Origin of the sequence: Micromonospora sp. NPDC050276, assembly GCF_044459545.1 — a bacterium.
Classification (GTDB): domain Bacteria; phylum Actinomycetota; class Actinomycetes; order Mycobacteriales; family Micromonosporaceae; genus Micromonospora.
This window is the reverse complement of record NZ_JBITJA010000001.1, coordinates 89,175-114,586: the sequence shown is the minus strand read 5'-3', so window position 1 is coordinate 114,586 and position 25,412 is coordinate 89,175. Positions and strand designations below refer to the sequence as shown.

Here is a 25,412-nt window from a genome sequence, read left to right as displayed (position 1 = left end):
AGAGCGGTCCTCCACGCCGGGCCGCGGCATCGGGTGGGGTCAGCCGACGCAGGTGGCCATCACGCCGGGGCCGGTGCCGGTGCCCTGGAAGCCGAAGGTGGTCGACTGCCGGCCGCCGATCCGTCCGTTGTAGCTCACGTTGGTGAATTGGACGGTGCCGCTGGTGCCGCTGGCCTGGGCGTTCCAGGTGCCGGTAACGGCAGCGCCGGCGGGCAGCGCGATGCTCACGGTCCAGCCGTTGATCTCCGACGTGCCGGCGGTGACCGTCACATTCGCGGTGAAGCCGCCGGCCCACTGGTTGACCGCGACCGACGCGTAGCACCCGTCACCGGCCGGTGGCGTGGTGCTCGGCGGAGGGGTGGTCGGCGGCGTCGTCGTCGGCGGGGTCGTGGTCGGCGGGGTCGTGGTCGGCGGCGTGGTCGTCGGCGGGGTGGTGGTGGGCGGGTTGGGAGCGCCGTTGGCCAGGCTGAAGGCCAGGTCGGGCTGGAAGGAACCGGCCGTGAAGCGGCAGCCGTCCGCCTCACCCGGCGGCTTCACCCAGAGGTACGCGTCGATGTTGCTGTCGCCGGTGTTGGTCGTCGGGTACTGCCCGATGCGTCGGTCGGTGTTGTCGTCGCCGCACCAGTCCCCGCTGGCACCGCCGTTGCGGCTGGTGTCGATGACCTGGCGCTTGCCCGAGATGCCCATGCCGTTGAGGGCGGAGATGACCGAGCGACCGAAGTTCGCCTCGCTGGAGGTGGAGTTGTAGTTCGACACGTTGGTGAAGAAGCCGTCGGCGTACTGCACGCCGGCCGCCCTGAGCCGGTTGGCCGTCTCACCCGCGCTGTTCCAGGTGGAGTGGCCGCCGTCGAGGTACACCTTGGCGTTGGGGTTGCCCGACTTGATGGTCCGGGTGGCCGTCGAGATCGCCTCGTTGCGCGCGTTGATCTCGGCGCTGCTCAGGCACGTCAGCAGGGCGAGCGAGTCGGTTTCCAGGATGATGATGACGGTCTGGTTGCCCAGTCCCCTGGCGAAGTTGGACACCCAGGTCTGGTACTGGTTGAGGTCCGGCGCCCCACCGGCGCTGGCCCCGCCGCAGTCCCGGTTGGTGATCTCGTACACCGCCAGCACCGGGATCTGCTGTGCCGCGTTGGCGGCGCCGATGAACCCGGAGACCTCGGACTGCACGGTCGAGGGGTTGAAGTTGGCGAACCAGCGGGCCTGCGGCTGGCTCGCGATCTTGTCGCGGATGACGGCGGTACGCGAGTCGCCGGGGTTGGCGGCCACCCAGCGGACCACGGCCGAACTCGGGTCGCGGTAGAGAGACCCGGACAGGGTGCCGGCGGAGGCGCTGCTGACGGCGAGGCAGACGCCGACAGCGGTGGCGCCCGCGACGGCCGCCACGCTGACGGCCGCCGATCTGCGGCGGAGCGAGGAGAGGATGGCCACGTCGTGTTGCCTCCAGATCACATAGATGTATCTAAGTTCATGGGAGCGTTCCCATGGACGTTAGCGGAGGCGCGCACCGCTGCCAAGACGTGAGCGCTTGTCGATGCGTCAGTGGCCCGGGTTTTGGGGGGTCAAAGGCCCGAGGCAGCGGCGTAGGTGAGGCGTAGGTGCGTCGCCGGAGCCTCGGACGCGTACCAGGCACGCCGTCGATGGACAGGTCGCGGGGGCGCGTCGGTCCGCGTGCCCCTCGGCGCGCTGGGGGTGCTGGCCTTCGGCATGCCGCTGCCGGCCACCAGGGTCGCCGTGCCGGATCTCGATCCATGGTTCGTCGCCTTCGGCCGGGCGATCGGCGCGGCGCTGCTGGCGTACGCGTACCTGCGGTTCACCGGTGCGCCGCGATCCAACCGACGGGCAGTGGCGACGGCTCTCGATCATTTCTTTCGGCGTCGTGGACGGCTTCCCGCTGTTCACATCACTCGCGCTCACCACGCAGACCTCAGCGCACGGCGCGGTGGCCATCACCGTACTGCCCGTCGTGACGGCCGCCTTCGCGGTGCTGACCCTGATCTGGTCGACGCTGCTGCTCGGCAAGCCGTCACACCCGCGTCGGTCGGGTCGGTGGAGGTGCTGCTGCTGCTGGGCTACCCAGCACACCTGAGCCAGTGCTCAGGCGGCCCGCACCGAGACGTACTAGCCTGTCGTGGTGGCGAGTAGTTCTCAGCCGAGCGGCGCGCTCTCCGGCACGCTACGGGCGACCCTCAGTTGCATGATCGCGCTAGCGGTCGGCGTAGGTGCGATCTATGTCCTCGGACCCTGGTCGACTGAAACGGCTGGGCCCCATGCCCCGCCCCGTCCGATGGGCGCCTCGGTGGAGGTCGCCGGCCGTACGGTCTCCGTGCTCGGGGCGGGGGACATCCTGCTGCACCCCGAACTGTGGGACCAGGCCCGGCGCGACGGTGGCGGCGAGTTTGACTTCGGCCCGATGCTGGCGCCGGTGCGTGAAACCGTTTCCAGCGCGGATCTGGCCCTGTGCCACCTGGAGACCGCGCTGGCACCGCCGGCAGGCCCGTACCTCGGCTTCCCGAAGTTCAGTGTGCCGCAGGAGGTGCTCAAGGGCATCAAGAGCGTCGGGTACGACGGTTGCTCCACCGCCTCGAACCACACCATCGACCAGGGGTACGACGGCGTCAAGCGGACCCTCGACGCGTTCGACAAGTCGGGTCTGGGTCACACCGGCAGCTACCGGACCGAGCGTGAGGCCGGCATCGTCAAGATCTATCGGGCCAAGGGCGTGAAGATCGGTCACATCAGCTTCACCAAGAGCTTCAACGGCCTGCGCCCGCCGGCTGGCAAGGAGTGGGTGGCGAACCTGATCGACGTGAAGGCGATCCGGCGGGACGCGGCGGCGGCGCGGAAGGCGGGTGCCGAGATCGTGGTGGTCAGCCTGCACTGGGGCACGGAGTACGAGCACGAGCCGGACGTCGACCAGCAGACCTGGGCCCGCCAGATCGCCGCGATCGACGACGTGGACGTTGTCTTCGGGCACCACGCGCACGTCGTTCAGCCGGTGGAGCGGATCGGCGACACCTGGATCGTCTACGGAATGGGCAACCAGATCGCCCGGCACGCCGAGCCGATCAACGCCAACCGTGACGGTGCGATGACCCGGGTGACGTTCGGTCCGGCAGGTGAGACGAGAAGGTGGAAGGTGCTGGCCATCGAGGCGATTCCCACATTCGTTGATCTTAATCCAGACATCCGTCTGGTCGATCTGGAGCGGGCGATGGCGGATCCCGCCCTGTCCCCGGGGCGACGCCGAATCTACGAGGCCGCGGTCGAGCGCATCGAGGGCAACCTGTTGACCAGGGCAGCCGGCACGGCGGGCCTGGTGGTGCGCGGCGTGCCGCGCAGATAGCGGCCACGATCTCGCCGCCAGCCAGTCCACGTCGGCCCAGCTCGCGTGGTCGTTCACCTTGCTAGCATTCGCGACGGCCGGCGACTGTGCCTGGCTGACGAGCTGGGATGGATCGCAGCCCAGAGCGCAGGCTCCGCGCGGAAGGTTGTCGTTTCTTTGGCAGGCAGGTCAGCCCAGTACGCGCCATGGCAGTCGGCGGCTGGGCCCGCAAACGAGCAGGAACAGCTGCTGGCGTGGCGGCGACGGGCGCTGGACCAGCAACTACCGGCGGCGGCCTTCCCGGCCGGCGCCAGTGCGCCCTCACTGGTCTATCTCTGGGCCACGATGTTCGTGGTCGCCATGGCGATCCTCGGGTTCGCGGTCAGCGCCCAGCGCGGAGTGCTGCCGGCCGTCGTCGACTCCCAGCGCGACGTCGTTTCGAAGCTGGCGTCGGGCATGCAGGTCGAGGCGCGCGGCCGGGCGACCGACCTGGACCGGACGGTGCAGGACCGCCGCACCACGAGCGACGCCGACCTGCTCACCCGGTTGGTCGACGCGGGCACCGGCTTCACCGGCGCGGCGATCGTGGAGACCGCCTCCCGGCGACCTCTCGCAGCCAAGGGCACGGCGCTGCCGATCGACCTGCTGCCGCCGGTTCTGGTGATCGACAGGACGATCGCCGTCACCACTGCGGACGGCCCCGCGCTGATCTACTCCGTCGCGCTGGACGACACCCGCGCGGTGCTCGCGACCCACCCGGTCACCATGCGGAACCTGCGGCTCAACCCTGACGCCGGGCACGGCATCCACATGATCACCGCTGATGGCAAGAGCAGTCTGATGCAGGGTGCCAATGCGGTCGACGCCGTACACCTGCCGACGGTCTTCGCCGGCCTGGCCGGCGCCGACTCGCCGCAGAGCCGTGAGGTGATAGTCAAAGAGTGGACGGACCGCAGGTTGGTGGTGTCGTCCGCGCCGGTGGGTGAAACCGGACTCGTGGTCGTATCCCTGCTCGCGTCCGAGTTGAGCGTGGGGACCTCAGGCACCAAGGGTGCGCTGCTCGGGCTCAGTCTGCTGGCCGTGACCCTGCTCAGCTTCCTACTCATGCGCAAGTCCCTGGTCCGTCCGGTCCGGGCGCTGCTGGATCAGGCCAAGGCCGACGCCTGTGGAGCGATGACGCGGCACCGCGCGCCGATGCTCATCCGCGAGGCGCACCGGATCGCGCGGGCGTTGGCGCTGACCTCCGGCGACCAGTACCCGCCGGATCGGCGGTGGCGACCCACCGTCTTGCAGGGCCTGACCGTCGCTGTGGTGGTCGCGATGCTCTGGCCGGCGGCGGCTGCGACGCTGGCCTTACAGGCTCCCGACCCGACGATTCCGGTGCAGCTGGTCCGGGACGAGGAGAACCGGGCCGAGGAGGCCAGCAACGCCCTGGGGCACCTACTGGATGATGGCTTGGCCACCGTCTCCCGGGTGTCGCAGGGGGTGCCCACCAAGGACCTCGCGCAGGCGGAGCGGACACTCGACCGGGAACTCGCCGACGAGCATCGCCTCCGGGCCCTGTACCTGGTCGACCGAGACGGCACGGTGGTGGCCGGCGCCGGTCGGGATCCGCTGCGGACCGTCGCACCACTGCCAGGCGAGGTTGGTATCCACCTTGACCACGCGGCCCACCGGTTGCCACTGGTGTACGCCTTCAACCAGCGCTCTGACGGCTACGCGGTGGTTGGTGAGTTCGACCCTGACCGTCTGCTCGGGCTGGTCCGTCGGGTCGACGGCCGGGTCCGGGTCGTCGACGCCGAGCTGCGGACGATTCTGGATTCGGAGGGCTTCCGGGCATTCCAGCCGCTCCAGGGTGAGGTGGCCCGGAAAATCGCCGTCGAGGTGCTGCCAGGCAGCACGGTGGGTCAGTCGACCACCGAGGACGGGGCTCCCGCGCTGGTCGCCGCCTCCGGCCTGACCGCGCCGGCGACCGTCGCCCACCTCGAATGGGCTGTCGTGCTGGAGCAGGATGTCGCCGGGCTGCGCCTGCCGGCGATGGTGGAGCGGCGCTGGACCCTGCTGGTGGCGGGTGCCGTGGTGGGCATCGCCCTACTCACCCACGTGTGGCAGCTCTACATCTTCGTCCGGCCGTTGCGGAGGTTGAGCTCCTTCGCCGAGCGGATGAGCGACGGAACCGTGGAACTGCCCGTTCCGCCGCAGCGGCACGACGACATCGGCGCGATCGCGATGTGCCTGGAAATCTGTCGCCAGGTCCGGCACACCGGGTCCGCCCGGTTCGGCGGCGCGCTGCGGCTGCGCGGCGCGGGAACTGATCGGACCACGGTCCTCGCGCGCGTCCGGCACGCGGCCGGGACTCGCAGCCGGGCGACGAAAGGCTGAGCATGTTCTACCTGTACACCGTCTACAGCCTCTGTTGCCTCGCGTTGCTGGTCGCCGGCGTGATCGAGCAGCGGAACCACAACCGCAACCTCAACACCATTCCGCACCGGGTGCTGGTCAACGGGATCCGTGGCAAGAGTTCGATCACCCGACTCTGCGCGGGCGCGCTGCGCGGTGGCGGCAAGGTCGTGGTCGCCAAGACCACCGGCACCGCCGCGCGGTTCATCTTCCCGGACGCCAGCGAGGAGCCGGTACACCGCAAGTTCGGGATCGCCAATGTGGTCGAGCAGATCGGCATCGTGCGCCGAGCCGCCGTCTACCACCCGGATGCCCTTGTCATCGAGTGCATGGCGGTCATGCCCGCGTTGCAGGAGATCAACCAGAGCAAGCTCATCCGGTCCACCATCGGGGTGCTCTGCAACGTCCGCGAGGACCACCTCGCGGAGATGGGGCCGACTCTCGACGACGTGGCTCGGTCGCTGAGCCGGTCGATGCCCGAGGGCGGCATCTGCATCACCGCGGAGAAGGACCGGCTGGAGATCCTTCAGCAGGAGGCCGCCAAGCGGAAGTGCCAACTGATCGCGGTCGACCCCGAATCGGTGACCGACCAGGAGATGGCGGGCTTCGGCTGGATCACCTTCAAGGAGAACGTGGCCATCGCGCTCGCCGTCGCCGAGCAGCTCGGCGTCGACCGGCACAGCGCGCTCACCGGCATGTGGTCGGCGCCACCCGATCCCGGAGTGCTCTCGGTGGCCCGAGTCCTGTACGGCAGCAAGCGGGTCCGGTTCGCCAACATCTTCGCCGCCAACGATCCGGAGTCGACGTACATGAACATCGAACAACTCGGGAAGCAACAGCTGATCAGTCAGCCGTTGACCATGGTGATCAACTGTCGACCAGACCGGATGGAGCGAAACGGGCAGATGGGCACGCTCGCCGGCCGGGTACAGCCGCAGCACATCGTGCTGATCGGTGAGATGACCCGCAGCGCCCGGGTCAACGTGCCCGCCGAATTGCAGAGCCGGGTGGTCGACCTGGGCGGCAAGCTCCCGCCGGAGCGGCTGGTCAGCGAGGTGATGGCGGTGACCGAAGGGGACGCCTCCATCGTCGCCGTCGGGAACATCCACGGGCAGGGTGAGGTGCTGCTGCACGAGCTCGCCGCCCTGCCGAGCTGGGAACCGCAGGACCACACCAGTGCCGAATCGATGCTCCGTCCACCGACCGCGCGCAGTTTCGACGTGGACGGCGAGACCGTGTTCCTGGGAAGGACCCGCCGGTGACATTCGGAGGAGAACTCAGCGCCCAGCTCGCCACCGCCTGCCTCGGCATCGGCCTGGTCTTCGCGCTGCTCTGCTATCTGACCACCAACCTCTCGCCCGGAGGGATGATCACGCCGGGCTGGATCGCGCTCGCGCTGATCGAGGACCCGCTCCAAGCTGCGGTGATCGTGGTCATGACGGTCGTCACGTACGCCCTCACCAAGCTGATGCAGCGCATCGTGATTCTCTACGGCAAGCGCCTCTTCGCCGCGATCGTCCTGCTCAGCGTCCTCCTCCAGATGACGCTGTTCGTGATCGTCCAACGCGACCTGCCGCTGCTCTTCGCGCACCAGACCCTGGGCTTCGTGGCGCCCGGACTGATCGCCTACCAGCTCGTGCGGCAGCCGCCGAAGGCAACGGTGCTGGCCACCGTCATGGTCACCGTCATCACCTACGGCGTGGCGTTCAGCGGCGTCGTGGCCGGCTTCGTGCCGGTCACCTGAGGCCACCACCACCGAGGAGGGACAGGCATGAACTACCGGACTTACTCCCGCAGCCGCGCCGTGCTGATGACCGTCGCCGCCTTCGCGTTGCTGACTGGTGGCAGCACCTTCACCTACGTCGCCGTCCGGCACAGCGCGACGGACCCGATCGAGTTGAGTCTCGGCGCGCAGGCCGCCGGGCCGAGTTCGTCCGGCTACAGCTACCGGCGGCTGACCGCGCCGGACCGGACGCAGATGGTCGACGCCAAGGGAAAGACCGTCGCGATCATGACTGACGGTGCCCGTACGGTGCACATCAGTGGCCCGCAGCGGAACTTCGCCGAACCACGGTTCACCAAGGCCAAGGTGCCCGCCGAGTTCTGGGTGCGACTCGCCCCGCGGGAGTGGCGGGCGGGCGCCGAGAAGGAGAAGTGGTTCACCGACTGGTTCGCCAAGGCTCGCAAGGACCGCTCACCGGATGTGCTGGCGGTCGCCCGGGAATACACCTACGTCGCCCTGCCGAAGAAGGATGCGAAGGGTCGGCAGTACTCCGGCGACGCCGCCTTCGGGCCACTTTCGGACATCGACCCGGACGGCCGCGCGGAGAACTCCGACTTCTACGACTATCTCGGGGTGTCGTGGGAGTTCCCCGACAAGAAGGAGAAGCCGACGGCGTCGCACATCCGCAGCCTGGACTGCTCCGGGTTCCTGCGCATGGTGTACGGCTACCGGATGGGCTATCCGCTGCTCGGCACCAACAACGCTGGCCCCGGCCTGCCCCGGCGGGCGACCGCGATGGCGTCGGTGGGACCAGGGACGCTGCTGATGCCGAACACCGGCATGCGGGCCCGGGAGCTGGATCGGCTGCTCCCCGGCGACCTCCTCTTCTTCAACGCCGGCCCGGTGCAGGGCGCGAACATCGAGCACTCCGGCATGTACCTCGGTGTGGACGACCGGGGACACCACCGGTTCATCTCCAGCCGTACCACCGCCAACGGCCCGACCATGGGTGACCTGGGTGGCGAGTCCATCTTGGACGGTACCGGCTACTGGGCATTGCGCTGGCGGACGGCTCGCCGGATCTGACCTTGATGGCAACCCCGCACCGGATCACGGCTTCGTGGGTCTGCTGTCGCTGTTCAACATGCCACGGCGGCGAGCTGCTCCGCGAGCGCCGTCGCGACGCGGCCCCGAGCCTCGGCGTCCCGCCGGACCGACCAGCTCAGCTCCAGGTGGATGAAAACGGCTTCCAGCGCCGCCGCGGCGCGGCCCTGCTCGTTCGTCTTGCCCTCAAGCTGACCGCACTTCTTCACCCACGCCCGGCAGGTGGTCAACCCGGACCCGGAGAGACCGTCCGCGATCCGGCGGGCCACCGGGGTCACCCTCGCCGAACCGGTCGACACCACCGCGTCGGACGTGGGCAGGTTCCGGTCGGCAAAGCCGTGCAGTTGGATCTGATCGAGGCCGTTCTTGGCGAACTCGACCGCCAGGGTGTGGAACAGCGACCGATCGTTGTGGGCGACGTCCGCGTCGCCGCCGGCGGCCTGCCGATGGGCCCCAGCGACCAGCAGCACACTGGCCGGCACCTTCCGGTGCAACGCCAGCCCCAGCTTCTCGGTGTTGATGTCGAAGCCGGGGTGCGGCACCTCGATGACCGTACCCGGGGCCGCGCTCCGGTCCACCAGGACAGCACCCCAGGAACGATCGTCGGACCCGGTGGCGAGGTAGAGGTCGAACGGGCGGCCGGTCGCCGGGTCCGCACCACGGTGCGCCCGGAAGCCGAGGTCGTCGAAGATCTGGCCCACGTCGACGCCGTCACCCGGACCGGTGACCAGGGATCGCGCGGCCCGCCGGGCCGCCGCTCGCTCCCCAGCGTCGGGGTCGCGGTAGGTGTTGTCCCGGGAGAGGCCGGCGGTCAACTCATCGATGAGAAGCTCCGGGTCGGGCCCGCGCTGCTCTTCGGACTTCGGCTTGGCGCCGGCGCACGCCCCCGACCCGAGCATCGCCAGCGTCGCCGCCGCCAACAGTCCCCGGCGAGTCGGGCTCGCGGCCGGAAGCGGTGTAGGCACCCGTGCAGGTTATCCGATCATCCCCAGCGGATCGCTTCGACTCGGGCCGACGCGGCGCTGCGCCGGCCCGCCTCGGCCCGGCCCGGCGGCCAACCCCGCTGTTCTCCGGGCCCGGGCAGCGTGAGCGCGAGCGCCAGGTTCGTCTCGGCCGGGTGGCCCGGTCAGACCCGGGCCAGCCCCAGCGCGCGTACGTCGACCGCGACGTCAGGGCCGTACGAGTCGACGATGCGACGCTCGAAAACGTCGGCGTCGACCGTGTATTCCTGCGGGCCCTCGACCTCCAGCACGTGCGCCGCCAGCACGCAGCCCACCTGCGCCGCCCGCTCGATGGGCAGGTCCGCGGCGAGCGCGGCGAAGAAGCCGGCCCGGAAGCCGTCGCCGACGCCGGTCGGGTCGACGATGCCGCCCACCTGCGCCGCCGGCACCACGAAGTCGCCGTCCTGCCCGGTGATCCGTACCCCGTTGGCACCCAGGGTCACGACCCGCACGCCGACGCGGCGCAGGATGTCGTCTTCGCTCAGCCCGGTCTTCGACTCCAGCAGCGCCGCCTCGTACTCGTTCGTCAACAGGTAGCGAGCACCACTGATCATCGCTTCGATGTCGGCCGACGACATGCGGGCGAGTTGCTGTGACGGGTCGGCGGCGAAGGGCAGACCCAGTCGCCGGCAGGCGGCGGCACGGGCGAGCATCGTCTCCGGGTTCTCCGCGGCGACGATGACGAGCCCGAGCCCGCCGGCCCGCGCGGCGACACCGTCGAGGCTGATCCGGTCGGGCTCGCCCATCGCGCCGGGATAGAACGACGCGATCTGGCAGAGGTCGGTGTCGGTGGTGCAGATGAACCGGGCGGTGTGTGCCACGGAGCTGACCTGCACCTCCGAGCAGTCCACCCCGTTGCGCTCCAGCCAGCTGCGGTAGTCGGCGAAGTCGCCGCCGACCGCGCCGAGCAGCACCGGCCGGTGCCCGAGTTGAGCGAGCCCGAAGGCGATGTTGGCCGCGACCCCGCCACGCCGGACGACGAGGTCGTCGACGAGGAACGAGAGCGAGACGGTGTCGAGGCTGCCGGCGATGAACTGCTCGGCGAACCGCCCCGGAAAACGCATCAGATGGTCGGTCGCGATCGAGCCCGAAACGGCGATCATGCGGGACGGCCCTCTCAGTAGCGGTAGTGGTCGGGCTTGTAGGGGCCTTCGACCGGGACGCCGAGGTAGTTGGCTTGTTCCTTGGTCAGTTCGGTGAGGTGGACACCCAGCGCGGCGAGGTGGAGTCGGGCGACCTTCTCGTCCAGGTGTTTGGGGAGGGTGTGCACGCCGACCGGGTACTGGTCGGTGCGGGTGAACAGCTCGATCTGCGCGATGGTCTGGTTGGCGAAGCTGTTGGACATCACGAAGCTCGGATGCCCGGTGGCGTTGCCCAGGTTCAGCAGGCGGCCCTCCGACAGCACGATGATCGAGTGGCCGTCGGCGAACCGCCACTCATCCACCTGCGGCTTGACGGTGATCCGCTCGACGTCGTCGCGTTTCGCGAGACCGGCCATGTCGATCTCGTTGTCGAAGTGACCGATGTTGCCCACGATCGCCTGGTGCTTCATCCGGGCCATGTGCTCGTTGGTGATCACGCTGAAGCAGCCCGTCGCGGTCACGAAGATGTCCGCGGTCTCGACCACGTCATCGATCGTCGCGACCTGGTAGCCGTCCATCGCCGCCTGCAGGGCGCAGATCGGGTCCACCTCGGTCACGATGACCCGCGCTCCCTGACCACGCAGACTCTCGGCGCAGCCCTTACCGACGTCGCCGTAGCCGAACACGACGGCGACCTTCCCCCCGATCAGCACATCGGTGGCCCGGTTGATCCCGTCGATCAGCGAGTGCCGGCAGCCGTACTTGTTGTCGAACTTGCTCTTGGTCACCGAGTCGTTCACGTTGATCGCCGGGAACAGCAGGTTGCCCGCCTGCTGCATCTCATACAGCCGGTGCACGCCGGTGGTGGTCTCCTCGGTGACGCCCTTGATCCCGGCGGCGACCCGCGTCCAGCGGCGATTGTCCTCCCGCAGCGACTGCGTCAAGACGCCGAGGATGACGGCATACTCCTCCGAGTCTGCGCTCTCCGGCGACGGCACCGCCCCGATCGACTCGAACTCGGCACCCTTGTGCACCAGCAGCGTGGCGTCACCACCATCGTCGAGGATCATGTTCGGGCCCTGCCCGTCCGGCCAGAGCAGCACCTGCTGGGTGCACCACCAGTACTCGTCGAGGGACTCGCCCTTCCACGCGTAGACCGGGACACCCGCCGGGGCCTCCGGGGTGCCGGTCGGGCCGACCACGACCGCCGCTGCCGCGTGATCCTGGGTGGAGAAGATGTTGCAGGAAGCCCACCGGACCTGCGCGCCGAGTGCCACCAACGTCTCGATCAACACCGCCGTCTGGATCGTCATGTGCAACGAGCCCGTGATCCGCGCGCCCTTCAACGGCTGCCGGTCGGCGAACTCCCTCCGGATCGACATCAACCCCGGCATCTCATGCTCGGCAAGCTCGATCTCCTTACGCCCGAAGGCCGCCAACGACAGATCCGCCACCTTGAAATCGCTGAAGTTGCCAGTCATGCCCCGCACCCTCCCCCACCCGCGTCGAGGACCGTTGGAGTCCCGTTCAACCGCGCTCGTGCTCCGCACACCGGGCCACCCCGGGCCCGGGTGCGGAGCAAGCGCCGTCAGGAGTTGCGGCTGGCCGGGTCGACCCGGGCGTACGTGAGCAGGTCGGCCATGGTGAACTGACCCGAGAAGCGGGCGGGCAGGGTCGGGCGCCAGTTGGGCTGCACCTTCAGGTAGCTCCCCGGGTCGAGCTGGGCGATGCCGATGAGCACCTCTGCCACGATTCGCCCACCGACGGCGCCCAGTGAGCCGCCGCCGGCCTGGAGTTGGGCCTCCTTGAGGATGTAGTAGAAGAGCGGGGTGTTGGTGTCGAGGCCGAGGCCGTAGCCGGCGAGCTCCGGGAAGTTGAAGCTGCCGAGTGCCGGCGCGCCGATGTGTGCGGCGATCCGCTGGCCCGACGGGATGCCGAAGGTGAGCTGTCGCAGCAGGTCGCGGCCGAGCAGGTTGGCCGACGGCGAGCCGGACGGCGGCGGGGGCAGTGGGAAACCGAACAGCGGCGTCGCGTTGCGCACGTCGATCCACTTGCTCCACCGCACCTGGCCGTCGAAGAACTGGAACCAGAACTGGTAGTCGAGGTAGCGGCGGGCGGCCCGCTTCCCGCCGCGCAGGTCGGCCGGGTCGGCACCGCTCAACGCCGGGTCGAAGAGCATGGCGTAGAACTCGTCGCCGCCGTTGCCGGTGCGATTGACCAGGTAGGCCGGTCGCGGCTGGCTGTGACCGAAGCGGAACGCCGCGGCGGTGAACTCGACCGGGATGAACGTCGCGTTTGGCTCCGGCCGGTAGAAACGACGACCTCCGCTGAGAACGGTGGAGACCGTGCCCGGTCCGGCGATCAGCGGAAGGAACTCGTTGAGCACGATCCACTGGTAGTGCCAGGTGACGAGTTGCCGGGCCACTGCGAAGACCTGTGCCGCTGGCGTGCCCTGGGAGCGCACCAGATCGACCACGCGGTTGTGGAAGAGGATGAACGCGGCCGTGATCTGCGCGATCGGCAGGTTCTCGTCGTTGCGGACGTCGAAGACGATTGCGCTGCCGTTGGAGTTGCGCGGTAGGTCTTCGAAGCGCCCACCCGACTCGATCTTCAGCTTGGCGGGATCGGAGGAGTTGTAGAGCTGCGGGCTTCCGGTCGGCCCGCCGCCGTAGAGTGAGTCGAGGTCGAGGGCCGGCGTCCGGGGGTTGGGCACCGTGGTCGGGTCGACCGGCGTGCCCAGCGGCGCCGTCGTCTCGAACGCCAGGTCGTGGTCGACGAACTGCCCGAAGTACGTCATGCCCTGCGGGATCGAGAAGTTGTCGGGGTTGTTGATGCTGTGCTGCTGCTGGTCGGCGAGCGCCTCCGCACCGACGCTGAGCGGGTCGCGGGCGTCCATCGGGCCGCCTAACCGGGACAGGTCGATCAGCGCGTTACGCATCTGGGTCGTCGCGGACCCGAACGGCGGCAGCGACGGAAACATCCGCCCGAACCGGTCGGAGAACGCCGCCGCCGCGGGCGACGCGTCGAGCAGAACTCCCCCGGTGCTGGCGACGAGCGCCCCCGCGCCGACCCCGGCCAACAACCGCCGCCGGCTGACACCTCGAGAAGCGTTGTCAATTGCCATGTCGGCCACCTTCCGTCCGCAGGCGCCCGCGTGGACGCACGGGCCGCAAACCCGCGAACCGGCAGCAGTGTGAACCCTTCGGTTAGTGGGGCCCTGGAGCCTCGATGGTGTCCGGCTGGAGGCTGGTGAGCATGGTGTCGACCAGCGAGGTGTCGTGTTTGGCGGCCCGGAATAGCGGGTGGTCCATCGTCGATCGCAGGAAGTCGCGGGTCGTGGCCACGCCCGGCCCTTCGACGGCGCACTCGTCGAGGGCACGAGCCATCCGGGCCAGGGCCTGTGCGCGGTCGGGTGCCCAGACGACCACCTTGGCGAGCAGGGAGTCGTAGTCGGCCGGCACCCGATAACCGGCGTACCCGTGCGTGTCGACGCGGACGAACGGTCCGGCGGGCAGGTCGAAGCGGGTCAGCTCGCCCGGCGTCGGGACGAAGCCGCGGGTCGGGTCTTCGACGTTGAGACGGCACTCGATCGCCGTGCCGCGCGGCACCACCTCGGCCTGGGTCAACGCGAGCCGTTCGCCGGCCGCGACGAGGATCTGTTGCCGCACCAGATCGACGCCGGTCACCAGCTCGGAGACCGGGTGTTCGACCTGGAGCCGGCAGTTGACCTCCATGAGGTGGAAGTCGTCCCCGCCGCCGACCAGGAACTCGAAGGTGCCCGCGCCCACGTAGCCGACACCGAGCGCGCCGGTGACCGCGGCGGCGGTCATCCGGTCGACCAGGTGTTGCGGCAACCCCGGCGCGGGCGACTCCTCGATCAGCTTCTGGTGGCGTCGCTGCACCGAGCAGTCGCGCTCGCCGAGGTGGATGCCGTTGCCGTAGCGGTCGGTGAGCACCTGCACCTCGACATGGCGGGCCGACTCGAGGTAGCGCTCGATGTAAACCCGGTTGTCGCCGAAGAGCAACTGCGCCTCGGCCCGCGCGGAGGCGAACTCGCCCAGGAACGAGGCTGGGTCGCGAACCACCCGTACGCCTCGGCCACCGCCGCCCGCGACGGCCTTGATGATCAGCGGAAAGCCGATCTCCGCGGCGACCGCGCGGGCGTGCGCTGCCGACTCGACGGCGTCGGTCGTGCCGGGGAGCACCGGCAGGCCGAGGCCCGCCATGATGCCCCGCGTGCGGGCCTTGTCGCCAAGCGCGGCCATCACCGCGGGCGGCGGCCCGATGAACGTGATCCCGTCGGCCGCACAGATCTCGGCGAAGTCCGGGTCCTCGGAGAGGAATCCGTAGCCCGGATGGATCGCATCGGCTCCCGTGCGGCGGGCCGCCTCGATGATGGCCGGTGCGCTCAGGTAGCTGCGCCGGCTCGGGCCCGGCCCGATCTGGACGGCTTCGTCGGCCAGGCGCACCACCGCCGAGTCGCGGTCGACGGTCGAGTAGACCGCCACGGTCCGCAGCCCCATCTCCCGGCAGGTCCGCGCGATCCGGACCGCGATCTCGCCCCGATTGGCGATCAGCACCGACTCGAACACCGTCAGTCCTCCGACACAGCTAAGGCGATCAACCGTTCGCCGTACTCGACCGGGGTCGCGTTGGGCACCAGTACCTTCACGACCTCGCCCGCGCGGTCGGCTTCCACCGGGATCATCATCTTCATCGCTTCGAGGATCGCGACCTGCTGGCCAGGCACGACCCGATCGCCCTCGCGCACGAACGGGTCAGCACCGGGCGACGGTGCGAGGTAGAGCGTCGCAACCATCGGCGCGCACACGTAGTGCAGACCGGCGTCGGCTTCGACCGGCAGGGCCACCGGGACGGTCGCCACCGCCGGTGCGCCCTCCGGCCACTCCACCTCGACCACCAGGTCGCCGTGCTGGAGCCGGGCACGGCGGACCGGACCTGGCGTCGATCCGATCAGCCGCGCGAGACTACGGACGGCGGCATCCAACGGGTCGGCGTTACCCTCCGGCATCCGTCAAACCTCCCATCTGTCGGAAGCGGGCCCGGCGCTGGGCCCGCACCTCCACGCGGTCGAGACCGGCCAACTCCGCCAACGCGTCGACAACCGACCGGTGTACGGCCGCCGCGGTCGCCCCGGGATCGGCCGGCGCCCCGCCGGGCGGTTCGGCAATCACCCCGTCGACGATGCCGAGCGCGAGCAGGTCGGTGGCCTGGAGCTTGAGCTGCGCGGCGGCCTCGTCGGCCCGACCGGAGTCGTTCCAGAGGATCGCGGCACAGCCTTCCGGACTGATCACCGAGTACGTCGCGTTGGCGAGCATCAACACCCGGTTGCCGACGCCGAGGGCCAGCGCGCCCCCGCTGCCACCCTCGCCCGTCACGACCGCGACGACCGGCACCGTCAGCCCGGCCATCAGCCGGATGTTGTCGGCGATGGCGAGGGCCTGCCCGTTCTCCTCGGCCGAGATGCCGTGGTAGGCGCCGGGGGTGTCGATCAGGGTCACGATCGGCGTCCCGAGCTTCTCGGCCAGGCGCATCAGCCGGGCCGCCTTGCGATAACCGGCCGGGGTCGCCATGCCGAAGTTGCGGCTCGCCACCTCGGCGACCGTGTGGCCCTTCTGGTGCCCGATGACCACAACTGACCGACCGTCGACCAGGCCGACGCCGCCGACGATCGCCGGGCAGTCACTTGCGAGCCGATCGCCGTGCAGCTCCACGAAGCCGTCGACGAAGTGACCGATGTAGTCCAGGGTGGACGGCCGGGCGAGATCGCGGGACCGTGCCACGACCGCCCAGGAATCCTGCGACTCGGGTGGTGCCGTCGCCCGTACCCCGTAAGGATCCGGCGCGGACCGCTCGCCTCCCGCGAAGGCCAGCAGCCGGCTGATGGTCGACCGCAGGTTCGACCGGGGCACCAGGTCGTCGAGCATGCCGCGCGCGAAGAGGTACTCGGCGGTCTGGAATCCGGCTGGCAGTGGCTGGCGCAGCGTCTGCTGGATGACCCGCGGCCCGGCGAAGCCGAGGCGCGCACCCGGCTCGGCGAGAATGACGTCGCAGAGCGTCGCGAAGGACGCCGCGACACCGCCGTAGGTCGGGTCGGTGACCAGCGAGATCGTCAACACGCCCGCCGCGTCGAGGGCCCCGAGTGCCGCGCTCGTCTTGGCCATCTGCATGAGCGACAGGACGCCCTCCTGCATCCGGGCACCGCCGGAGGCGCTGACGATCAGCAGCGGCGTACGGCTCTGCAGCGCCAGCTCCGCTGCCCGCGTGATCCGCTCCCCGACGCCCGCGCCGAGGCTGCCACCGAGGAACCGGAAGTCCATGACGGCGGCGATCAGTGGCTGCTGATCGACCGTGCCCCGGACGCAGACCACCGCCTCGTCGAGCCCGGTGCGCCGGCGGGCACCCTCCAGCCGGTGCGGATAGGGCTTGGTGTCGACGAACCCGAGCGGGTCGCCGGACGCGCCGACCGGTGGCAGCTCCTCGACCGAGTCGAGATCGAAGAGCTGCTCGATCCGCTGGTGCGCGGTGATCTGGTCGTGGTGGTTGCACTCCGGGCAGACGCCCAGGTTGCGCTCGACCCGGCGCTGGTAGAGCAACGCCCGGCAGCCCGGGCAGACCAGCCAGCTCTTACCGACGGGCGTGTTGACGGTGGCGGTCATGACTGCCCGCGCTCGGCCGCGGCCTTCTCCACGATCTCCCGGATGCGCGCCTGCTGCTCGCGGGTGGTCCGGTTGAGGTGGGCGGTCATGCCCTCGTCGTCGGCGTGACCGCCCGGCCGCATCTCGAAGTCCTGCACCCACCGCATCCGTACGCCGCCGCCCGGAAGCTCGGTGTATTCCCAGAACAGGTTCATGTACTTGAAGGCGCCGGTCTCCAGCCGCCGTGCCCGCACCACCTTGTCGGCGCGGTCGGGCACCCGCTCGGAGACCCAGCTCCAGACTCGACCGGCCGGGTCGGGGTGCATCGTCAGCCGGAAGACGACGGCGCCGTCGGCGGACGTCGAGAGCACCTCCGTGCTGGCGTACTCGCTGAAGAGGGACGGCCAGTTGGGCACGTCGTTGGTCAGGTCCCAGACCAGGTCGAACGGCGCGTTGATGACGACCGCATTGTCCGTGTGTCCGGCCATGGGTTCACCGATCCGCGAGTCGTTGGTTGACGTAGTCGACGGCGAGCCGGGGCGTCTTCATGATCGACACGGCGTCGTCGGGGATGCGCACCTCGTACTCCTGCTGCACCCGCGCCGCCAGTTCCAGCAGCGCGAGCGAGTCGTAGCCGAGGTCGTCGAATGACGCGTCGAGCGTCGCCGGGTCGGCCCAGTCGGTCTGCTCGACCACGCCGGAACTGGCTTCCAGGATCCGGCGCAGGTCGTCGAGGGTCAGCTGGCTCATGAGTTTCCTCCCGTGGGTCGCTGCCAACCGTCGCGCACGCCGCCGACCTGCGGCACCGGCGACTCGGGGTGCGGGACTTCCTCGGTGTCGACGTGGCCCAGCTCGGGACGCGGCGCGAGCGGACTGATCTGGAAGACGATCAGCGCGGTCTCACCGCCGGCGTTGTCGATGCGGTGGCGTTGGCCGCGCCGGACCATGAGGGCTTCGTCGGCGGAGAGCTTGACCTCCGTGCCGTCGATCCGGATCACGACCTCACCGCGCACGAGATAACAGAACTTGTCCGAGTACGGGTTGTACTGCTCGGCCAGGAACTCGCCCGGCTTCAGCCGGACCGTGCCCATGAAACCCTCAGTCGCGTCGACGGTCTTCGGGCTGAGCAGGATCCGCACCTCGCCACCGATCCGGTTGATGCCGGGCACGTCGGTGGCGGCGACCTTGACTATCGGTTGCCGATGCATGGTCATCCCTTCTCTGCGACCAGGACTCGGAACGGCAGGTCCGTCGGGTGCACGGTGGCCGGGCCGAAGCCCGCCGCGGCGAGGACCCGGTTGTAGGCGGCGACGGAGTGCGACTCCCCTTCGAAGGTCCAGACCAACATCAGGACCGAGAAGAGGTACGGTGCCGGGTCCAGTGCCGGCGACTCGTCGCCGGTGGTGAAGCCGACGATGACGAGCCGTCCACCCGGCTTGACCACGGCACCGAGCCGGATCACCAGCTCACGCACCCGCTCCTCGGAGAAGTGGTGGGTGACGTTGGTGAGCAGCACGACGTCGTACGGGCCACCGAGGTCGGTGGTGAACATGTCGCCCGGCAGGAACGACGCCCGATCGCGTACGCCGAGCCGCTCGGCGTGCTTCTCGGTCACGGCGAGCACGTTGGGCCAGTCGAGCGAGGTCACCGCCGCCTGTGGGTTGTGCTGCGCCAGCGTGTAGCCATAGACGCCATGGCCGCAGGCGACGTCGAGGATGTCGAGCTCGGCGCGCTCCTTCGTCCACGGCGCGAGCGCCTCGGCCATCACCTCGGCGGTCGGCTGGGCCACCTTTGTCGCGTACGCGGCGAAGTCCTCCCAGTAGGTGTACTCCGGGGTCTCGGCGTGCACGTCGAGAACGGTGCCGCCGGCCCGTACCGCGGCGCTGAGGTCGCGCAGCGCGTCCCATTCCCAGTCGCTCGACATCACCTTGACCATTCCGCCCAGATAGTCAGGGCGGGTGCTGACCAGGTGGTCGGCAGCGGCCGGGGTGAGCGAGAAGTGCTCGCCAACCCGGTCGGTGAGGCGGATGGCGGTGAGCGCGTCGAGCAGGATGCGGGCGCCACGCGGGTGGATGCCGAGCTTCGGAGCCAGCCCACCGGCCGTTGCCGGGCCCGCGGCGAGCGCGTCGAAGACGCCCAGCTCGACGCCGGTACGCAGCAGGCTCGTCTTCTTGTAAGCCTGCATCATGTCGTTGATGTCGCGGCGGGTCAGCGTCACGTGATGCTCCCTGTCTCGGGGCTCCAGGTGTAGAAGGGCGTGGCCTTCGAGTCCTGCAGTTCGCGCATGCTGTCCGGGGCATAGCGCTGCAGGTAGGCCGCGAGGCGCCGATTGACCTCCTGGAAGTCTGCGCGGGCTCGGGCCGCGAGCAGCTTGTCGAAGACGTCGGTGTCGGCCTCGAGCAGATGCATGTAGAGGTCCTGGTAGCGGAAGAGCGTGCGCCGCGAGATGCCCACGACGTAGGGCATGTCGCCCTTGTCGTGCTCGGCGAAGAGTTCGGCGACCGCGTCGGCGTGGCTGGGGTCCATCCGCATGACCATGAGAGCGCGGTAGGACATGGTCACGCTCCCCGCAGGATCGTGGCCAGGGCCGCGGCCAGGGTCTGCGTCTGGTCGTCGACCGGGCCGGCGCTGCGCCAGGCGACGATGCCGTCGGGGCGTACCAGCAGCGCACCACCGGGGCCCACGCCGCAGCTGGCGAGCCAGGAGCCGTCGTCGGCGAGGTCGCCGTCGGGGCCGGCGGTCAGCGCCTTGATCGGAAGACCGGTCTCCGCCGAGACCGCCTCGGCCGCGGCGAGCCAGGTTTCGTCGCCGGGAGCCGTGGCCAGCGTCCAGCCGTCGGTCAACACATCGATGGTGGAGACCCGGCTGCCGTGGTGGTCGACCCAGCCGTGCGGTGCACGCGATCCGGGCTGGCCGGTGAAGGTCAGCTCGCGGGGCAGCAGCTCGGCGTCGGCGGGCGCGCCGACGATCGCGTTCGAGGTGTACCGGTAGCCCATCGTCACGATGACGAAGTCCCGATAGGCGGCCTTGTCCTCGTCGGCGAGCTGACCCCGGGTGCGGAAGAGCATCCACGCCTGGTCGGCGGTGGCGGCGCCGACCGGCCGGCGCTCGGCTTCGTAGGAGTCGAGCAGGCTCTCGTCGGCGTGCCCCTGGAGCACGTCGGCGAGCTTCCAGGACAGGTTGTGCGCGTCCTGGATGCCGGCGTTGACGCCGAAGCCACCGGCCGGCGGATGCGCGTGACAGGCGTCGCCGGCGAGGAAGACCCGCCCCGACTGGTACGCGTCGGCGACCATGTGCCGCGCGTCCCAGGGCTGGGCCGACTCGACCTCGACCTCCAGCTCAGGGTCACCGGCGGCGATCCGAGCCAGCTCGACGCAGCGTTCCGGCGTGAAGTCGGCCGGCGACTGCCCCCGCTCCGGGTAGTAGTTGACGCCGAACATCCACCGCCCCGGCTCGATGAAGAGCAGCAGGCCCTGGGCCAGCTGATTCATCAGGTAGATCAGTGTGAACCGCGGCGCGGTGTCGGGCAGGTCGACCTTGGCCCGGAAGATGATGCTGACGAAGTGCCCGGCGACGCCGTTGCTGCGGTTGCCGATCTGGAGCATGTCGCGGACCGGGCTCTTCACGCCGTCGGCCGCGACGACGTAACGCGCCCGGATGGTCCGCGTCGTGCCGTTGTCGTCGACGGTGGCCGTCACGCCGTCCTGATCCTGGGTCAACCCACGCAGCTCGGTCCGGAAGCGGATCTCGGCACCCGCTTCGGTGGCCGCGTCGAACAGCAGAGGCTCGTAGTGGTCCTGGCCGCACCAGATCGGCCAGCTCGGCGTGAACCGGTCGTAGTCGACGTCGTGCGCCTCCATGACGAACGACTTGTGCAGGTCGGCCAGCGACTGGGCGCCGAGCATGACCAGTGGCGTGGCTCGGCCGGCGCGGACGAGGTCGAGTTCAGCGCCCGGCCCGACGATCTTCATGCCGGCCTCCTGCACGGCCGGCTCCAGGCCGACGGTGCGGAAGATCTCCACCGTGCGGGCGTGCAGACCGGTCGCCCGGGGGATCGTCGACAGCCGGGGCCGACGTTCGACCAGGATCGGCCGGATCCCCTTGCGGGCCAGGAAGAGTGCGGTCGACAGGCCGACCGGGCCGCCGCCGACGATCAGGACGTCGGTGCTCTCGTCAGACATGAGCGTCCTCCGTGTAGACGACTTTGTAGAGGTGGCGTTCCGGCGTGGCGATCGCGCGTACCTCGCCGAAGTGGGGGTGGACCTCGGGGTTCTGGAGCATCGCGGTGAAGTGCTCTTCGCTCTTCCACTGCGCGTAGTTGACGACTCGGGTCCCGTCGAGGCTGGCGTGGATGTTCGCCGACACGAAACCGTCGACCTTGGACATCACCGCGTCGGTAGCCTCGATCAGGATGTCGACGAGCTTCTGCTGGTTGGCCGGCTCGACGGTGAAGACGTTGACCATCGTCACGACCGGCTGGTCGATGCCGATGTGTGCCATTGCGGACTCCCTTTCCTAGATCGGACGCGCTTCGAGCAGGGCCCAGCCGCGAGGGGCGGGGGTGTTGACCAGCTCGAAACCGGACGCGGCGAACAGCGCCTGCCATTCGCGCAGGTCGCGCTCCTTGCCGCCGAAGAGCACCAGCATGTCGATATCGATGATCTTGGCGTGGTCCCATTGGTTGCGTGGCGGCACGATCTGGTCGATCGCGATGAGGCGGGAGTCGGCGTCGCCGATCGCCGCGCGGATCCGGCGCAGCAGCGTGACGCAGGTGTCGTCCGGCCAGTTGTGGACGATCGACTTCAGGATGTACGCGTCGGCGCCGGCCGGGAGGTCGTCGGTGAAGAAGTCGCCGCCCCGCACCTCGACCCGCTCGGTGACACCGTGCTCCTTGAGCAGCGGTTCGGCGTCGGCCACGACCTCGGGCAGGTCGAAGAGCACGCCGGTGCCCTCGGGATGACGCTGGAGCATCTTGGCCAGGAAGTAGCCGTTGCTGCCGCCGATGTCGGCGATCCGGCCGAACCGCTCGGGCGCCAACTCCGCCGCGAACCGGTCGGCGAGACGCCGGCTCCAGTGGGCCATGAAGCCCTCGAAGAACCGGTTGGCCTCCGGGTGGGCCTGGAGATAGTCGTAGAAGCCCATGCCGAAGACCTTGTTGAAGGCCGGCTCACCGGTGCGGACACTGTGCAGGATCTCCGCGTACGGCAGACGGTTGAAGTCGGCGCCGCTGAACTGCACCATCGGCCGCAGCCCGCCGATCCGGGCCGACGTCAGCCCTTCCCCGAGCGGCGTCAGCGCGAACGCCCCGTCCTCCTGCTCGTCGAAGATGCCGACCGCCGCGGCCGCGCGGAGGATCCGCCGCAGCGAGTCCTCGTGCGACTCGGTCGCCACCGCGAGTTGGGCGACCGGCACCGGCCCGTCGACGAGCAGGTCGGCGACGCCGAGCTCGGTGACCACGTAGATCACGTTGGCGATCTGTTTGGCGCTTCCCAGCACCGCGATCTGCCGTTCACGCAGGTCGAGTGCCTGCTGCTCGTCGAAGTTGGCGACGGCGGCGAGGCTGGCGTCGGTCATCGTCCATTCCTTTCGTCGGTCACGACCATGGCCGCGTTGAACCCGCCGTAGCCCCTGGCGAGCACGAGCGCCGCGCGGACGGGTGTCTCCCGCGCGGTGTCGCGCACCAGGTCGAGGTGCAGGCCCTCGGCCGGCTGGCGGATGTTGGTGGTGGGCGGGATGACGCCGTGCCGGATCGACAGCAGCGCCGAGACGAGGTCGAGCGCCGCCCCGCCGGAGTAGAGCCGGCCGGTCATCGTCTTGGGCGCGGTCACCGGCACCCCGCCCGGACCGAAGACGGCGGTGATCGCCTCGGCCTCGACGCGGTCGAGCTCGGCGACCCCGGCGCCGTCGGCGAAGACGACGTCGATGTCGGCCGGGGTGAGGCCGGCGTCGGCCAGGGCCATCTCCGCCGCCCGACGCAGGCCCGGCGGACGGCCGGAGCCGGGCCGGGGGTCGAAGGTCGCCCCGTAGCCCGCGATCACGCCGTAGACGGTGGCCCCCCGCTGGGCAGCGGCGTGCACGTCCTCCAGGACGAGGATCGCGCCGCCCTCGCCCGGCACGTAGCCCGACGCGTTGGCATCGAACGGCAGGAATGCTGTGGCGGGATCGCGCCCGGTGCTGAGCAGGCCGTTGGCGAGTTGGGCCGTCCAACCCCACGGGCAGAGCGACGCGTCGACGCCGCCGGTCATCACCAGCTGCACGCCCTTGCGCACCTGCCGCCGGGCCTGTGCCACCGCGTCGAGCCCACCCGCCTGCTCGGTGACGAGCACCCCGGTCGGTCCGCGCATGCCGTGCCGGATGGAGATCTGGCCGGTGTTGACCGCGTAGAACCAGGCGAACGACTGGTAGGCGCTGACGTGCTCGGAGCCCTTGCTCCAGAGCTTCTCCAGCTCACGGTGGCCGAACTCGAAGCCGCCGGACGCGCTGGCCGTGACGACACCCATGCCGAACTCGGGCAGCGCCGACGGATCGACGGACGCGTCGGCCAGCGCCCACTGCGCCGCGGTCAGCGCCAGCCGGGTCATGTGGTCGGTCTGCGCCATCAGCCGACTCGGGATGTGCTCGGCCGCCTCGTATCCGGGAACCTCGCCGGCGAGTTGTGCGGGATAGCCCGAGGGATCGAAGCGGCTGATCGGCCCGATCCCACCCACCCCGGCGACGGTGGCCGCCCAGAAGGCGTCGCGGCCCAGCCCGTTGGGCGCGGCGACCCCGACCCCGGTGACGACAGTGGTCATGCCACACGCGCCAGGAGCATCGCGCTCTGGAAGCCGCCGAACCCGCTGCCCACGCTCAACACCACGTCGGTCTGCTGCTCGCGGGCGGTGAGCGGCACGTAGTCGAGGTCGCACTCGGGGTCACGCTCGTGCAGGTTGGCGGTCGGCGGCACCACGCCGTGCTTGATCGCCAGGGCCGACGCCGCGATCTCGATCGAGCCGATGGCCCCGAGCGAGTGGCCGACCATCGACTTGATCGAGCTGACCGGCGCGCGGTACGCGTGGTCGCCGAGGCTCCGCTTGAACGCCGCCGTCTCGTGCCGGTCGTTCTGCTTCGTACCCGAGCCGTGCGCGTTGATGTAGTCGACGGCGTCGCCGTTCAGCCGGGCGTCGGCGAGCGCGACCCGGATCGCCTCGGCCATCTCGCGCCCGTCGGGCCGCAACCCGGTCATGTGGAACGCGTTCGAGCGCGAGGCGAACCCGACCAGCTCGGCGTAGATCTGCGCACCTCGCCGGCGGGCGTGCTCGAGCTCTTCGAGGACGAACATCGCCGACCCCTCGCCGAGGACGAACCCGTCCCGGCTGTTGTCGAACGGTCGCGACGCGTGGGCGGCGTCGTCGTTGCGGGCGGTGGTCGCCTTGATCGCGTCGAAGCAGGCCACCGTGATCGGCGAGATCGGCGCGTCGGTCGCGCCGGCGATCATCACGTCGGCCGAGCCCTCACGGATCAGCTCCCGGGCGTGGCCGACCGAGTCGAGGCCCGACGTGCAGCCGGTGGAGATCACCGTCGCCGGACCCTCCGCCCCGACCGACCACGCCACCTCGCGGGCGAATGAGCTCGGCACCAGGTAGTCGTAGAGGTGCGGGGTGGCGTACCGGTGGTCGGTCAGCCACTTCCGCCCGCCGTCGCTGACCACGACGTACTCCTCTTCGAGGCTCATCGTGGCCCCGACCGCCGTGCCGACACTGACGCCGACCCGGGTCGGGTCGGCGACCTCGAACCCGCTGTCGGCCAGCGCCTCCCGGGTGCAGACCACGGCCATCTGGGCCGCCCGGTCCATCCGGCGGACCTCCTGCGGCGACAGACCCTCGGCAGCCGGGTCGAAGTCGGCCTCTGCAGCGACCCGGGACCGGAAGGGTGTGGCATCGAAGAACGACAGGGTACGAGTGGCCGTCCGGCCAGCGGTCAACAGTTCCCAGAACGCCTTGGTGCCCAGTCCGCCGGGGGCGATGACGCCAATCCCGGTGATGACCACCCGACGGTCGGATGTGCTCGTCATGGAAGACCTCCTGGCCGCGATGTCCGTGTGAAAGCTAGGGACGCTCGGTCGAACGGCGCTGGAGCGTCGGT

24 protein-coding genes are annotated in these 25,412 nt (G+C 69.9%); 6 read left to right on the top strand and 18 right to left on the bottom strand.

Annotated elements, in window-relative coordinates; all coding sequences use genetic code 11:
• Window positions 1–39: 39 nt before the first annotated feature.
• Window positions 40–1,428 carry a glycoside hydrolase family 6 protein gene (locus ACIBF8_RS00520; RefSeq protein ID WP_396780683.1) on the bottom strand — a complete coding sequence of 463 codons (1,389 nt, stop codon included), beginning with the start codon at window positions 1,426–1,428 and terminating at the stop codon, window positions 40–42.
• A gap of 388 nt (window positions 1,429–1,816) precedes the next feature.
• Here ACIBF8_RS00520 and ACIBF8_RS00515 point away from each other — a divergent pair, with 388 nt between their 5' ends.
• The 6 genes from ACIBF8_RS00515 (at window position 1,817) to ACIBF8_RS00490 (ending at window position 8,531) form a co-directional block, all read left to right on the top strand.
• On the top strand, window positions 1,817–2,086 hold the full coding sequence (locus ACIBF8_RS00515; protein ID WP_396780194.1) for a hypothetical protein: 270 nt from the start codon (window positions 1,817–1,819) through the stop codon (window positions 2,084–2,086).
• Window positions 2,087–2,284: 198 nt separating this feature from the next.
• Window positions 2,285–3,343 (top strand): CapA family protein, encoded by a 1,059-nt coding sequence (locus ACIBF8_RS00510; RefSeq protein ID WP_396780193.1) that lies wholly within the window; start codon window positions 2,285–2,287, stop codon window positions 3,341–3,343.
• A 156-nt stretch (window positions 3,344–3,499) separates the two neighbouring features.
• Complete coding sequence (locus ACIBF8_RS00505) at window positions 3,500–5,704, top strand: HAMP domain-containing protein (protein ID WP_396780192.1); 2,205 nt, start codon at window positions 3,500–3,502, stop codon at window positions 5,702–5,704.
• A 2-nt stretch (window positions 5,705–5,706) separates the two neighbouring features.
• A complete protein-coding gene (gene pgsB / locus ACIBF8_RS00500; RefSeq protein ID WP_396780191.1) occupies window positions 5,707–6,984 on the top strand; it encodes a poly-gamma-glutamate synthase PgsB in 1,278 nt (425 codons plus the stop codon).
• Window positions 6,981–7,466 (top strand): poly-gamma-glutamate biosynthesis protein PgsC/CapC, encoded by a 486-nt coding sequence (locus ACIBF8_RS00495; RefSeq protein ID WP_396780190.1) that lies wholly within the window; start codon window positions 6,981–6,983, stop codon window positions 7,464–7,466. The genes pgsB and ACIBF8_RS00495 overlap by 4 nt, the downstream gene beginning before the upstream one ends.
• Window positions 7,467–7,493: 27 nt before the next feature.
• Window positions 7,494–8,531, top strand: coding sequence for an NlpC/P60 family protein (locus ACIBF8_RS00490; RefSeq protein WP_396780189.1), 1,038 nt, complete (start codon window positions 7,494–7,496; stop codon window positions 8,529–8,531).
• A 53-nt stretch (window positions 8,532–8,584) separates the two neighbouring features.
• Here ACIBF8_RS00490 and ACIBF8_RS00485 read toward each other — a convergent pair whose 3' ends face one another.
• From ACIBF8_RS00485 to ACIBF8_RS00405, 17 genes are all read right to left on the bottom strand, one after another.
• Window positions 8,585–9,514 carry a hypothetical protein gene (locus tag ACIBF8_RS00485; protein ID WP_396780188.1) on the bottom strand — a complete coding sequence of 310 codons (930 nt, stop codon included), beginning with the start codon at window positions 9,512–9,514 and terminating at the stop codon, window positions 8,585–8,587.
• Window positions 9,515–9,675: 161 nt separating this feature from the next.
• Window positions 9,676–10,653, bottom strand: a complete 978-nt coding sequence (locus tag ACIBF8_RS00480; RefSeq protein WP_396780187.1) for a carbohydrate kinase family protein — start codon at window positions 10,651–10,653, stop codon at window positions 9,676–9,678.
• A gap of 14 nt (window positions 10,654–10,667) precedes the next feature.
• Window positions 10,668–12,113 (bottom strand): adenosylhomocysteinase, encoded by a 1,446-nt coding sequence (gene ahcY, locus ACIBF8_RS00475; protein ID WP_396780186.1) that lies wholly within the window; start codon window positions 12,111–12,113, stop codon window positions 10,668–10,670.
• Between the two features lie 107 nt (window positions 12,114–12,220).
• Window positions 12,221–13,756, bottom strand: coding sequence for a peroxidase family protein (locus tag ACIBF8_RS00470; protein ID WP_396780185.1), 1,536 nt, complete (start codon window positions 13,754–13,756; stop codon window positions 12,221–12,223).
• 82 nt (window positions 13,757–13,838) lie between these two features.
• Window positions 13,839–15,224 (bottom strand): acetyl/propionyl/methylcrotonyl-CoA carboxylase subunit alpha, encoded by a 1,386-nt coding sequence (locus ACIBF8_RS00465; protein ID WP_396780184.1) that lies wholly within the window; start codon window positions 15,222–15,224, stop codon window positions 13,839–13,841.
• Between the two features lie 2 nt (window positions 15,225–15,226).
• Window positions 15,227–15,553: an acetyl-CoA carboxylase biotin carboxyl carrier protein gene (locus tag ACIBF8_RS00460; RefSeq protein WP_396780183.1), complete on the bottom strand. Its 327-nt coding sequence runs from the start codon at window positions 15,551–15,553 to the stop codon at window positions 15,227–15,229.
• 97 nt (window positions 15,554–15,650) lie between these two features.
• The gene (locus ACIBF8_RS00455) at window positions 15,651–17,312 is read right to left on the bottom strand and encodes an acetyl-CoA carboxylase carboxyltransferase subunit alpha (RefSeq protein WP_396780182.1); all 1,662 of its coding nucleotides are present in this window, start codon (window positions 17,310–17,312) and stop codon (window positions 15,651–15,653) included.
• Complete coding sequence (locus tag ACIBF8_RS00450; protein WP_396780181.1) at window positions 17,309–17,779, bottom strand: SRPBCC family protein; 471 nt, start codon at window positions 17,777–17,779, stop codon at window positions 17,309–17,311. The genes ACIBF8_RS00455 and ACIBF8_RS00450 overlap by 4 nt, the downstream gene beginning before the upstream one ends.
• A 4-nt stretch (window positions 17,780–17,783) precedes the next feature.
• On the bottom strand, window positions 17,784–18,041 hold the full coding sequence (locus ACIBF8_RS00445) for a phosphopantetheine-binding protein (protein WP_396780180.1): 258 nt from the start codon (window positions 18,039–18,041) through the stop codon (window positions 17,784–17,786).
• On the bottom strand, window positions 18,038–18,499 hold the full coding sequence (locus tag ACIBF8_RS00440; RefSeq protein ID WP_396780179.1) for a cupin domain-containing protein: 462 nt from the start codon (window positions 18,497–18,499) through the stop codon (window positions 18,038–18,040). The genes ACIBF8_RS00445 and ACIBF8_RS00440 overlap by 4 nt, the downstream gene beginning before the upstream one ends.
• A gap of 2 nt (window positions 18,500–18,501) precedes the next feature.
• On the bottom strand, window positions 18,502–19,509 hold the full coding sequence (locus tag ACIBF8_RS00435; protein WP_396780178.1) for a methyltransferase: 1,008 nt from the start codon (window positions 19,507–19,509) through the stop codon (window positions 18,502–18,504).
• The gene (locus ACIBF8_RS00430) at window positions 19,506–19,847 is read right to left on the bottom strand and encodes a TcmI family type II polyketide cyclase (protein ID WP_396780682.1); all 342 of its coding nucleotides are present in this window, start codon (window positions 19,845–19,847) and stop codon (window positions 19,506–19,508) included. Before ACIBF8_RS00430 ends, ACIBF8_RS00435 begins: the two co-directional genes overlap by 4 nt.
• A gap of 2 nt (window positions 19,848–19,849) precedes the next feature.
• Window positions 19,850–21,472 (bottom strand): FAD-dependent oxidoreductase, encoded by a 1,623-nt coding sequence (locus ACIBF8_RS00425; RefSeq protein WP_396780177.1) that lies wholly within the window; start codon window positions 21,470–21,472, stop codon window positions 19,850–19,852.
• Window positions 21,465–21,791 carry an antibiotic biosynthesis monooxygenase gene (locus ACIBF8_RS00420; RefSeq protein WP_210781784.1) on the bottom strand — a complete coding sequence of 109 codons (327 nt, stop codon included), beginning with the start codon at window positions 21,789–21,791 and terminating at the stop codon, window positions 21,465–21,467. Before ACIBF8_RS00420 ends, ACIBF8_RS00425 begins: the two co-directional genes overlap by 8 nt.
• Before the next feature lie 15 nt (window positions 21,792–21,806).
• Entirely contained in the window at window positions 21,807–22,865 is a 1,059-nt protein-coding gene (locus tag ACIBF8_RS00415; protein ID WP_396780176.1) for a methyltransferase, read from the bottom strand.
• Entirely contained in the window at window positions 22,862–24,082 is a 1,221-nt protein-coding gene (locus ACIBF8_RS00410) for a ketosynthase chain-length factor (RefSeq protein WP_396780175.1), read from the bottom strand. The genes ACIBF8_RS00415 and ACIBF8_RS00410 overlap by 4 nt, the downstream gene beginning before the upstream one ends.
• Window positions 24,079–25,341 (bottom strand): beta-ketoacyl-[acyl-carrier-protein] synthase family protein, encoded by a 1,263-nt coding sequence (locus tag ACIBF8_RS00405; RefSeq protein WP_396780174.1) that lies wholly within the window; start codon window positions 25,339–25,341, stop codon window positions 24,079–24,081. Before ACIBF8_RS00405 ends, ACIBF8_RS00410 begins: the two co-directional genes overlap by 4 nt.
• Between the last annotated feature and the right edge of the window lie 71 nt (window positions 25,342–25,412).